Source organism: Enterococcus sp. LJL99, assembly GCF_054871725.1.
Map to the genome: position 1 here is coordinate 126,376 of NZ_JBTXLT010000007.1, position 12,127 is coordinate 138,502.

Consider the following 12,127-nt stretch of genomic DNA (forward strand, 5'->3'; position numbering starts at 1 on the left):
TTTGCTTACTTGTTAATCAAAAAAATAAGCTATAAATCAAATAAATGAATCAGAAAATTAAGTAGTTTCACTTCGACTTCAAATGATTCCTACTATATTCTTATTGATTTATTTGATTTATTACTTACTTTTTAAATAGTACCCTATTAACTTTTTTATCACTTAAATACTTTTTTTTACTTTATTCCATAAAACATCAATCTGTGCCATCGGATTTAATCTTCACTTTCCTTTTTACGTAAATGAAGCGTATAAAATGCAAATAAACCAAGACAACCAAGACTTAACATGATACCCATCTTAAACCCTTCCGGTAAGAACACAAATTTTACCTCGTGTTTCCCTTTTGTTAATGGTAACGTCAAAAAGGCTTCTTTAAAAATAGGCATCGTTACTTTTTTTCCATCCACATAAGCAGTCCAGCCCCTATCATAAGGAATGCTCGTCAAAAGGACCTGATCTTCTTGAAGATCAACTTTTCCACTTACTTTCCGTCCATCAGTCACTAACTCGACACCTTTTTTTGCTAATTTTTTATAGCTCTTTGTATATTTATCAGTATCCAGCAATGCAAGATCTGGCGCAACCATCTCTACGCTATTTTTCTCTCCCAATCCTGAAAAGATGGTTTTAAACGTAAGTGTCGTTGGTTTATCGAAATAGCCTAGAGAATAATATTGTCCTGTGGCATTCATACCTGATTTTATTTTTTGTCCATTTACTTCTAACGTTAACTGCGTTTTTCCCAATAAAATATAATCTGTTGGGTAAATACTGATATAAGCTTGTTTTCCAGCAGGTATCTCAGCCTCCCACTCTATTTCCATCGGTTCTTGCCACTTTTCCGGTTCATAGGTTACAACTGTTGTCGTATTAATTTTTTCCTGACTTTCTTTTATATTTTTCTGAGAAAGTTGCTTCATTTCTTTAAAACTAAAGAAATTTTCATTCGTTCCTGCCAAATGATTGAGTAACGTGGCTTGTGTTTGAACCGCATCTTCTTCATAAATAAAGTCATCGGTCAAAATTCCTAGCGGCATCGTATAGGCATTTTCATACAAATAAAATTCGCCACTTCTCCCGACTTCCTTATAGCCAAATTTATTCACAGGTTGTTTGGACAAATTATATTTCATCCCAATAATCGGCTCCATCAACAAAGTATTATTATTGTAGGAAATGTTCAAATTGGTTCCTGTTGAACGATACCCTAATGCATCTAAATAAATAGATGAATGACGATTTCGAACCGAAGAAAACATTGCTAAGCCATTATAATCAAAACGAAAACTATCATTCAACGATTTACGATCGTTGTTTTCCAAACGATAGAAAAAGTCATTCGCCTCTTTGGTCTGTTGAACTAACGTTTCAATATCTTCTGCTGAAGCATCATACACTTCTCTTGAAGGATAATGCCATTCTTCTGAAATGCCCTCCACAATCCCATATGTATTTAATCCACATTCTAAACTAATCAAAATAAGAATCAAACCAACCATTCCTTTGCTAGGAATCATACGTTTTTGATAAAAATAAAAGAAAAATAAATAGGCTAGTAAGAAAAGTAACGTGAGAATAAAAGAAACGCCTGTCAAATAATCATAGGCTTCTTTTCTTGTCAATACATAAATCACTGTAACTAGCCCCATTATAGACAATACGATGGTCGTCAAGCAATCAAAATCGCTTCTCTCAAATTTCTCTAGTCCGTATCCTGCAAGCATTACCACTAGAAAGGAAAACAAAAAACTAAACCGGAATAAAAACATATTCGGTGAATGAAATCCTTGCCAAAGTAAATTGAATGGTTCAATATAAAAACTGATAATTAATAATAGAAAAAGACTTCCGTAGCTCAGTTTATCTTTTAACGAAACTTTTATTGTTACAAAATAAAAAAGACAAAAAATAAGTGGAAGTAACCCCACATAGATAAAAGGAATAGAGCCATATTTGGTTGAATCATAAACGCCAATCATATTTTTAATGACTAAATCAAAAGGACCTGTTGCTGCTGTAAAAAAGCTAGAAACCTCTGATAAGGACTCGCCATTATTCCTTAAGTCTAAAACCATGGGTAAAATCATCACCATCGAAGCGCCCCCTGCCAACAAGGAGGTAATTAAATACATAGGTAATTGCTTTAAATAACTTTTTTTATTCATCATCACTCGAACAATCGCATAGAAAAAGGAAAATAGTCCTACCATAAATGCGATATAATAATTAGAGATGAATAAAAGAAAGTAACTAATAAATAAGAGCATCGGCTTCTTTTTTTCTAACAAACGATTGATTCCTAAAATAATTAATGGTAGATAAATCAACCCATCAAACCACATTAAAATTTCTGAAAATGCAACCACATAAGACATCAAAGCATACGAAGTAGCTAAAATCAATTGCGCCCATTTCGGTAATTTAAATGTATGGAGTGAAAAAATACCAAAAGATAAACCTAAACAGCCAATTTTTAGTAAGGTTAAGCAGTATAAAAACTCTGGTATTTGTTGCTGATTAAAGAAAACAACTAACGGCGGAAAAATCCCCCCTAAATAATAGGACAAAAACGCCCAATAATTTAACCCTAATGAGCCATTCCAAGAATAAAAAATGCTCCCATTTCCTTTTAATACTTGTCCAAAATTCGCATAAAAATTACTATATTGAGAATACGCGTCACTCGCTAATAATGTATGGGTGGTACTCCCTGGATAAATACCGTGTAGGCCATAGACCACGGCTATAATTAAAATAGGAAGCAAAAAACAGCTGCTTCCATAGAGAATCGTGCTGCGAATTTGCTTACTTTCTTTTTTCATAGACTACTCCTTTTTAATGCACAATTCCCGCTTTAGTAAACGGGAAATAGCGCATGAGAACTTTCCCCTCAATTTGTTTTTTTTCGATTAACCCGAATGCTCGACTATCTTTGGAATTTCCTCGATTGTCTCCTATAACAAGATAATGATCTTTGGGAATTTTTTTTAGCTTTTCCAAGCGCTCGACCGCTGTTTTTTCTGTTAAGGAAAGAATCACGGTGCTATCTGAAAATTCATCCTCTTTCGCTTTTTCAAAACTAGGTACCGAAAGATAGAGTTGATTATTTTTGATCTGCAATTGATCACCAGGCATTCCGATAATACGTTTTACGTAAGAGGTATTTGGCGGATCAATTGGATCGAACGTGATAATATCATAGCGTGCGACTTGCTTTGTTTTCTTTATAATCAAACAATCTTTCGTATCAAACGTCGGATTCATTGATTCACCATTTACAATATGAGTTTTCATCGTAAATAAAACGGAGAGTATTCCGATAACAATCAGCCCCAAAACCAGATATTCCTTTAATTGTTTCAATTGTTTTTGTCGTTTTTTTCGCTTGAGTTGTTCTGCTGTTAAGCGCGGTTTCTTTTTTCGTCTTTTTCTTAGTTGCTTCTTTTTATTAGGGGATATTTTTGATAGTCGTTTACGTTCATATTCCCTTGTCGATTTTTCTTTTATCTGAATCACCTCTTTCATCCAACCAGTGTTAGAAACTTGTTAGTTTATGAATAGGTAATAGTCTCATACTAACCTTCCCAATAATATCCTTTTCGTCCACATAACCATAAAATCGGCTATCTGAAGCATAGGAGCGATTATCTCCTAAAACCAAAAACTTGCCTTTTGGAATTCTAGAGGTTCCGTCGGTTGATAGCTGTTTCGTTGAAAAATCTTCAGTAAATAGCTCATTATTTTGAGCAGCTTCTTGCTTTTTTTCTGCTAAAAACCGTTCACTGATTTCCTTGTTATCAATCCATAATTGATCATTTTTATACCAAACCTCTTCGCCTGGCAAACCTATGACACGTCGAATCGCTCGATCATTTCCTTTGTTCGGCACATTCATATACACTAATGAAAATCGCTCAATCGTTCCTTTTTTATTCACAAATAAACGCTCATTGTGATTTAACGTTGGGCTCATTCCGTAACCAGTCACTTTCGGAAGCGAAAATAGAATGAGTGATAATCCCCAAACAAGCAGTCCAAAAATAGCGAATGTTCCTATGATTTCTATCATAAAATTCAACAACTGCCGTTGTCTTTTTTTCTTTTTCTGTTTAGCAGTTATATGCCGTTTTTTCTTTTGTTTAAGAGAGGAACGATTGATTGATTTTTTGTATTGTTTTTGCGTTGATTTTCTCTTGGTTTTATTCATTGTTTTACCAATCCTAATGACTCAGACCTTACTTTTTCTCTTTTAGTGCAGATTCATCAACATGGAAATAGTCAAATACTTTCTTTTGATTTGCTTGAATTTTCTTAATGTCCTCTTGATAACCCGCTAGCGTTTCTCCCTCTTTTAAAGAGTCAAGCGATTGATTACTCAGATTCAAGCCTAATTCTTTCATATTTTTGTATAACTGATTTAACATTAATTGACCGTCTTTACTTAAACGACCATCCGCTCTTCTAGCTCCATAGCTAGCTAAACGAGCAGAAAGTTCCTGAATATTTTTTTTTGTCTTTTCTTCATTTTCCTCTTTACCGATTGAAGCTAATTGACGATTGATTTCGGTATTCAATAAATAACCTTGAACAACTGCTGTAGAATCTTTTTCACTTAAATTCATTGATTGATAATAGCGACTATAAAACGCTCCTCCAACTGCTAGAATTCCCACTAAAAAGAAGACGATTGCCCGGGTCCGTTCTTTTTTTCTTTGATTCTCTAATTTTTTACGTTGACGAATCATTTTTTTGCGTTTACGTTTATTTTTACTCCGCTGTTTTATTAACTCATTTATTTTTTTGTTTTTTGATATACTGGATAAAAATTGAAAGATGGCACAAATCAGTACTAAAATAGCCAATGATAGTAGGATTATAAAAAACCAATCAAGGATTTCCACTCTATTTATCCTCCCTTCTTTCAATTATTTTTCTGCTTGTTGCTTTCTTTTTTTCAATCGTTCTTTGCGTGCTGCTTTTTCTTTTTCTTCTTTCTTTTTACGGAGAAGACGAATGGTCAGATAGATTAAAATCAATACCACTAATACGGCAGCAACGATGCCAATAATCAATAACCAGTTAATGCCTTTATCCTGAACCAAACTTAAATCTTGTTCATTAAACTTATCTGCTTCTTCATCAGTAATTTTAAACGATTCTTCCCATAACCAACGCCCATTATCCTTCGCAGTAACAAGAATTTTTGCTCGATAATCACCAGCGACCATTCGATCTCCATTTAAAGAAATAGGAAAATCAATCAGTGTGTTCGGTGCCATACGCATATTGGATTTTTTTGAATCATAAATTACTTCATCTGAATCTTTTTTCATAATCTGAACATCCACCGTCATTTCTTCAACATAGACTGGCGTAATATTCGAGAAATTAACCAAAATACTATTTGAGTAATTTTTTAATCCTGGATAAACTTTATTGAATTTTAAATCTGGCTTAATTCCTGACGTATCTGACTCGCTTAATAAAAAACCAATTAAATAAGCAAACTTATTAATAACCATTCCTTGATCTGTTTGACTTTCTTTGCCTTCATCTGTGATATCCTGTAATTGAATCCCACCGGAAATATACCCTTCAATCGATGACTCTGGCATTGCGATGTTAATATCTACTAGCTGACTACTTTGAGGCGCAAGAGTCACTTCTTCTGGCGCTTTGACAAGATCAGTAAACTTGTATTTTACTGAGGCATCTTCTTTTATCTGACTTGGTCCATACTCTATGACACCATTACTATTGGTTTTCGCCCCATTCAGTTTGATACTAATTTTTCTTTCTTTATCTGAGGTATTATTTAATTTTAGTTGCACGGTTTGTTTTTGATTTGGTGTCATCAACAAATCAAAATAGGTCACTTCTGAATTTCTTTGATTTTCTGGTCGAATCACTTCAAATGAAAACCCACCCTCTGAATCTTCTGCTGCGTCAACAACTTTTGTTAGAATAAAACTACTCATTATTATTAAAAATGTGAATCCTATTTTTATCATTTTTTTTAACATATTCATGGTCCTCATTTCTACTATTTTTCATAACCAATTGCTTCTTTATACTACTTATTTTTGGTTCAATTATTTCTTAAAACAAACAATTTCTTTATGTTTCTTACTAACAAAAATATCTATGTACCATAAAATAGTACTCGGATATAAAGGATGGGCCAAAAGTAACCTGTACTTCTGCTCCATCCTTTATATCCGAATAAGAAGATGAAACAAAAGTACAGTGACTTTTGTTTCATCCAACTTTCGTTCATTTACTATGTTAAATGAACAGATAGCCTATTTGACAAACTTATCAAATAATCGTTCAGATTATTTATCAATTAGTTTGCGTCTACAATACTCCATGTGATTTCTGCTTCATATTGTCCTGTTTTAACAACGTTCGTTCCAGGAACATGTAATTCTACACTATCGTATGCTTCCGCTTTTGTATCATCTAAATTTCCATCTTCACCAAAAACCAACTTGAATTTACCGTATCCTTTTCCAGTTTCTTTATTCGTATAAACAGTTGCCGTATCTGTATCATTTAGTGTAAATGTCGGTGTTACAGTAGCCGCTGATGGTTGTGTACCAGGATTTGACGATGTCATTAAATGAGCATTTTTATAGGCAATTGTTGCGCCATCTAATTTACGTTCAGCTGCTGTTCCTGTTGCTGGAGCTGTAAATTGTTTTGTAATTTTTGCTGAAATTGCGTGGAAGTTTGTATCTGTATCTTGACGAATATCTTGGAATGATACAAAGTGAGACGTTTTAACAGCATCTGTTGTGCCTACTTTTGTTGTTGCAAATGCTTTTGCAGGATATACTTTATCCCCTGCTGTTTCATTTGATACGATTTCATGAGTGTCAAAGTCCAAATCAGTGACTGATCTTATTTTCAATGGATTTTTATCTGGATTTATTGTTGGTTCTGTAATAGGTATAGGATTTGACGAATCTGGGGTAACTTCTGTTGTATCTGTATCATTTGTATCTTGTGTAAATTCTACTTTACCCTTAGATGTTACGTTTGGATCTGCTTTTGTTACTGAAGGAACGGTTAAGCCCACTCCTACTGCTGCTAATAATGCTGCTCCTGCTAATTTGTATGAATTTTTCATTTTCATTTCCTCCTGAAATTTTTTATTTATGGTAGCTCGGATAAAATCCAAGTTATCACTGTTTGGTAGTTTACTGCATCTTTTTTAGTATTTCCTGGAACAGCGAGAGACAACGCCTCATTTTTATAGATGGGTTTGTTTTCAAACACCGGATCTAATTCTGGCTCCCCAGTTGGTTTCATCCTTGGTGATAAGGTATTTTTTCTATCATTTTTATTCTGAATAGATGCACCAAAAACGATGGACCATGTGCCTTCTCCTGTTCCTTGTTTTGCTTCCGCTAAGTTGTAGGTTTCGCCAATATGATCAATACGAACGATGTCTTTTGATACAATTGGGGCTTGATTAGCTGAACGAACAGAATTGGTCCAAGATTGGTCAAATGAAATGACTGCTCCTTTTAATTCTTTGTTCTTCGCGGATTCATTTTTGAATTGCGTTTCTTGTTTTACTTGTAATAGCCAACCTGAACCCGTTCCACGGTAATCAGATACTTGAACAAAATTTCCTCTCGCACCTGTTTCACCATGAAACAACTGAGCGTTTCCAAAATACACTTCATCTTTTGTCGATAGTTTGTTTGAACCAAAATTTAATTGTGGAACAAAATCAATTCGTAAATCGCCCGATGTTTTTGGGCTTTCTCCTGGATCGACGTTATTTTGAGGATTTTCTGGATCCACTACTTGTTGCGCATAGTTCGCCTCGATATCAACTGTCCCTTTTCCTGTTTGCGCCAATACATTAACTGGAAAACAAACTGTCAACATTGTAAAAACCATACTTGAAAAAAGAGTCAACGATTTTTTTTTCATTAAGCCTCTCCTCCCTTATCGTGTTCTTTCTTCCGTTTGAATAAAAAGAACAACAAAATCAATAAAAGAAGGATCAGCCCTGTTATACTTAGACTTTTTTTCACTAATTCCCCTGTTGAAGGGTATCGCCCAGTTGGTTTGGTGACTTTCGCTGATGTGGATGAATTAACTGTTGCCTCTGAAGAACTCGAATCTTCATAAAATCCCACCACACCATTTGTCTTTACCACTCCGCCGTTTTCTTCCGCATTACTTTCTATTCCTAAACTAGTGAAAGAACCTCCAACAAAGAGAAAAAGAAGCAGAAATAAACTTATTTTTTTCACCTGCGTTATCATTCTATTTCCTCCTTGCATTATGGGGTTTCTCCCAATTGCCATATAATCGTTGTTTGGTATTCACCTAACTTACGAACACCGCCAGCCGGAATTTCCAATTGAAACCCAGTTTTTCCTTTGTCCCACTCACTACTGATGTTGTATTCTCCTGCAGCATCATGGGTATGTACGGTAATTGGTTGAGCATCATTCACAGTAATAGGAAGTGTCGTTTTACTGTCAACTTTATAGCGTATAGCATCTGGTAATATTTTTGTTGTGTCAACTTGACTTCGCAAGGAATCTTCAAGTTGAGCGGTTAAAGTCCAACTCGTTAAATCCGCTCGATTATCCCATATAACTAATGGGGTATCATACGTTGCTTTATCCACTTTTGTTGTTGCGTTCCCGACAGATTTAATTCCAAAATCTAAATCCGTTGGTTTCGATTTAATGATCAACATTCCTTTAAAACGATACTGGACTGTCGTTCCTTCACTTGTCACTGGAACAGCTGTTTCATTCGCTGGTCGTTGATTTAAATCGTAGTTTTTTAGTTCAACAGCTGATATTGCAGCCTTAATTGCATCATTTGTTGATAAATCAACCGTTTCACCAATTATTCCATCAACATTCACAGAATCAAGTATAGAATTCCCTTTTTCATCTAAAAATTCAGCTGTAATCGTGCCAATACTTTTGACAACTTTCACAATAATTTTTGTAGAAAGATCTGTAGCTAATCCTGAATCTGATGCTTTTACGGTTAATTCAACAAAATAGTCTTTTGGTAGTAATGAATCATAATTATTTAATCCACCAAAATCTGTAACGGTGATTAAATTGGTTAAATCAGTTTTTATACCATTTGAAACTTTGTAAGCACTCGGAGTACTCTTACTTAAGATAAAACTTGTCAATTCTGTATCTGACATGTTTTTTATTTCTTCACGTTTTGTTTCAAAGTTATCGCCAAAGATAAATTGCTTATAAGGGTGAACCACTAACTTAGAAGAAATTACTGTTGTATTTCCAGCCTCATCAGCTAAATCAATTTTCACTACATATTCTCCAGCAGTTTTCATGTCATTTTCAATCACATCAAGTGGAGTTTCAGTATTAAATTTATAAGTAAAATTTTGTGGCACTGGATTCGTATCTGTTGCATTCTTAACAAACAAACTTGCATCCGGAACTGGATCATCTACTGCTGAATTATAAACGACAGATTCTCCACTTGGTGGCGTTTTATCCAAGACCGTTTGAATGACAGAACTCTCTTTTCCGTTTAACCATCCATAGGCTTTGATTTTTTCTCCAGCCTTTAATTCAACATCGTCTGGTAATGTAAAACTAAATTTACCATTTCCATCAGCTACAGTATGGAACTTCCGATCATCGTCTTCTACTGGAGAATTCACTTTAGCCTCTGTTAACAAAACATCTTTACTCGCATCATTCTCATCAACCACTTTGTAAAAAAGAATCGCAGCATTGTTATTTACCACACCAGTCAGTTTTTGACCAGTTTCTATTTTCTTATTATCACTTGGTTGGTCCAAACCTATAACAACATCAGGAATATAGTCATACAATACTCTGGAAAAATTCTCAGTTCTGTAATTACTAATAAAATCATTTTGAATTTTTTTAGTAACACTATTCCCAACTACTTTCGTTGTATTAATGCCGTTGTACGTTACATTAGCTCCATACATTGGTGTCCAATTGTAGGTAGGTTGTTCTTTCGCAGAATCAGCTTTCTTCCATGCAGAAACAGCTTGAATATCTGCTTTAAATGTACCTGGATTCGTCATATTTACAAGCTTGGCATTTGCATTTCCACGTGCGTCTAAATCAACCTTTTGTGCATTTGAAAATTGAAAAACAGTATTTGATCCAAATTCAAGCATATTTCGGTTTCCAGTTCCATTTTTAATTACAGATTCGAATGTTCCTTTATCTCCAATAATAAAGTTTGAACCATTTCCTCCATAAATCATTGAACTTGTTGATAATCCTTCATTAAAGGAAGTAAATTTAGCAACCCCTTGATCTTGAACTATGAATTTAGATCCGTTTGAAAGATCTAATATTCTTCCAGATCCGCCGTCTTTATTGATAGCCAATTGACCACTTTGAGCAACATTAAATTGAGAATTGGTTCCCATAGAAATTAGGGAAACTCCCGTTGTCATTTTCGTTGCATTAATATTCATAGTCGCCTTTTTCCCAATATTAATTTGAGAATTTTGTTGCATCATAATTCCAGCCCGAGAATTTGCGTTTGCAATTGGACCGTTTGCATTGACATTAAAGACACTATTTTCGCTTAAATTAATACTTGTTTTCCACTGAGTTTGCGTATTATTATATCCCAATTGCACAAGTACACGAGTTGTGTTGTCTGCAGACTCAGCCGTCAATTGAGCGTTCTTTCCAACATCAATTCTTCCATTTCTTTGAATGTTTATAACTGATGGAAGGTTGTTATAGGGTGTATTTTGCCAAGAATTCGTTTCTCCGTTATTTCCATTAGTTCGAAGCTTCAATTTAGCTCCTTCTTGAAGGGTTAACGACGGTTGAACAGAAGCCACTTGTCCAGTATTAGAATACCAACCACCTAAAATTAACGCATCCCCTTGTTCTGTTTGAATTGTAGTATCAGAATTTTCAGCTATCACCGTGGTATGTGATTCTAAACCAGATTGTTGTGTATTGGCCATATTTCTTTTCGTTCCGTCATACGATATATAAGTAGTATCTTGAGAACTTATAATGTTTTTCCCTTCAAATCGTAGTGTTGCTTGAAAAGATGCGGTTAGCTGTGACCCTGTATAATTAGAATTTCGATAAGTTATACTAGATCCAATTTTATTTTCATCCCACATGGTAAAAGGTCCATAATAATGACCACCATACATATCTAAATTATCTACAACAGCTTTTCGAACAACGTTCAAATTACTTGGCCACCTATATGAGAAGCCAATAAAATCAATTGAATGACCATTTCCTAAAACAACATAATCTTTTCTACTAGAATTAGTAATATCAGTACGAGTACTACTCGAATTTGTCATATTACTTTGAACATTAATAATTTGAATATCATTCGTTCTCATAGCCGTGTCAAACTTGGTCCAAGTATCAACTGTAGCCACTTTTCCAATATATACTATCACTTCACTTGTCAAATCTTTTTCAGTACCAGAAACACTAGCAGGTACTGTCATAATCAAATGAAATTCTTGTAATTCATTTGAAGAAACTTGATCTAATCCATTTAAATCATTTATTTGGATTTGACTAGTGACATCAGAAATAGCTCCATTAGCGATTCCGTAGGCTTTTGCTTCACTCTCCTTAAGAATCATTTGCTTAATCGCTTCACCGTTTCCATTATAACTTTGGATATCAGTCATTGATTTCCCAATATTATTAGCAACAATTCCAGTTCCGTCACTAGCTAAGTTAAAATCACTAAGGTTGCTAAATTTAGTCTCAATCGCACGATTATTTATGTTTTGAGTATCTGAGTAAGTAGAGGTATTAGACTGAGTATCTTCTATACTAGATGAACGCTCACTTTCTACTTCCTTACTTGTTTGCTTATTGAAAGTTTCATCATCTGAATTACTTATCTCATTGCTATTTGAAATAACCGTCTCTGCTAAATTTTCACCACTATCTTCTTTTGCTTTCAAATGAGATGAATTATTAAAAAGTAATACAATAAGTGAAATAGTCAGTAAAAAAAATACAATAATTCGGCTTTTCTTTTTCATTTCTTTCCTCCTTCCTTAAAAATTTGAATACTTAATTATTTCCCCCTTTTGCAACACCACCCTTCATTACCA

The 12,127-nt window shown here is 34.3% G+C and carries 9 protein-coding genes; all 9 read right to left on the minus strand.

From position 1 onward, the window contains the following. Window positions 1–215: 215 nt before the first annotated feature. A complete protein-coding gene (locus ACYSNW_RS12005) occupies window positions 216–2,825 on the minus strand; it encodes a YfhO family protein (protein ID WP_461744766.1) in 2,610 nt (869 codons plus the stop codon). 13 nt (window positions 2,826–2,838) lie between these two features. Beyond that, the gene (gene lepB, locus ACYSNW_RS12010) at window positions 2,839–3,519 is read right to left on the minus strand and encodes a signal peptidase I (RefSeq protein ID WP_461744768.1); all 681 of its coding nucleotides are present in this window, start codon (window positions 3,517–3,519) and stop codon (window positions 2,839–2,841) included. A 19-nt stretch (window positions 3,520–3,538) separates the two neighbouring features. Beyond that, complete coding sequence (lepB, locus tag ACYSNW_RS12015; RefSeq protein ID WP_461744769.1) at window positions 3,539–4,210, minus strand: signal peptidase I; 672 nt, start codon at window positions 4,208–4,210, stop codon at window positions 3,539–3,541. A gap of 28 nt (window positions 4,211–4,238) precedes the next feature. Next, entirely contained in the window at window positions 4,239–4,904 is a 666-nt protein-coding gene (locus tag ACYSNW_RS12020; protein ID WP_461744771.1) for a hypothetical protein, read from the minus strand. A 24-nt stretch (window positions 4,905–4,928) separates the two neighbouring features. Next, window positions 4,929–6,026 carry a DUF916 and DUF3324 domain-containing protein gene (locus ACYSNW_RS12025; protein ID WP_461744773.1) on the minus strand — a complete coding sequence of 366 codons (1,098 nt, stop codon included), beginning with the start codon at window positions 6,024–6,026 and terminating at the stop codon, window positions 4,929–4,931. Between the two features lie 323 nt (window positions 6,027–6,349). Further along, complete coding sequence (locus tag ACYSNW_RS12030; protein ID WP_461744775.1) at window positions 6,350–7,135, minus strand: WxL domain-containing protein; 786 nt, start codon at window positions 7,133–7,135, stop codon at window positions 6,350–6,352. Window positions 7,136–7,161: 26 nt separating this feature from the next. Beyond that, window positions 7,162–7,950 (minus strand): WxL domain-containing protein, encoded by a 789-nt coding sequence (locus tag ACYSNW_RS12035; RefSeq protein WP_461744777.1) that lies wholly within the window; start codon window positions 7,948–7,950, stop codon window positions 7,162–7,164. Next, complete coding sequence (locus ACYSNW_RS12040) at window positions 7,950–8,288, minus strand: LPXTG cell wall anchor domain-containing protein (protein ID WP_461744779.1); 339 nt, start codon at window positions 8,286–8,288, stop codon at window positions 7,950–7,952. The genes ACYSNW_RS12035 and ACYSNW_RS12040 overlap by 1 nt, the downstream gene beginning before the upstream one ends. Before the next feature lie 17 nt (window positions 8,289–8,305). Beyond that, the gene (locus tag ACYSNW_RS12045; protein ID WP_461744781.1) at window positions 8,306–12,055 is read right to left on the minus strand and encodes a pectate lyase-like adhesive domain-containing protein; all 3,750 of its coding nucleotides are present in this window, start codon (window positions 12,053–12,055) and stop codon (window positions 8,306–8,308) included. Window positions 12,056–12,127: the final 72 nt, after the last annotated feature.

Coding starts and splice junctions, on each gene's coding strand:
- ACYSNW_RS12005 (WP_461744766.1), bottom strand. CDS start 2,825: ATGAAAAAAGAAAGTAAGCAAATTCGCAGCACGATTCTCTATGGAAGC.
- lepB (WP_461744769.1), bottom strand. CDS start 4,210: ATGAATAAAACCAAGAGAAAATCAACGCAAAAACAATACAAAAAATCA.
- ACYSNW_RS12025 (WP_461744773.1), bottom strand. CDS start 6,026: ATGTTAAAAAAAATGATAAAAATAGGATTCACATTTTTAATAATAATG.
- ACYSNW_RS12030 (WP_461744775.1), bottom strand. CDS start 7,135: ATGAAAAATTCATACAAATTAGCAGGAGCAGCATTATTAGCAGCAGTA.
- ACYSNW_RS12035 (WP_461744777.1), bottom strand. CDS start 7,950: ATGAAAAAAAAATCGTTGACTCTTTTTTCAAGTATGGTTTTTACAATG.
- ACYSNW_RS12040 (WP_461744779.1), bottom strand. CDS start 8,288: ATGATAACGCAGGTGAAAAAAATAAGTTTATTTCTGCTTCTTTTTCTC.
- ACYSNW_RS12045 (WP_461744781.1), bottom strand. CDS start 12,055: ATGAAAAAGAAAAGCCGAATTATTGTATTTTTTTTACTGACTATTTCA.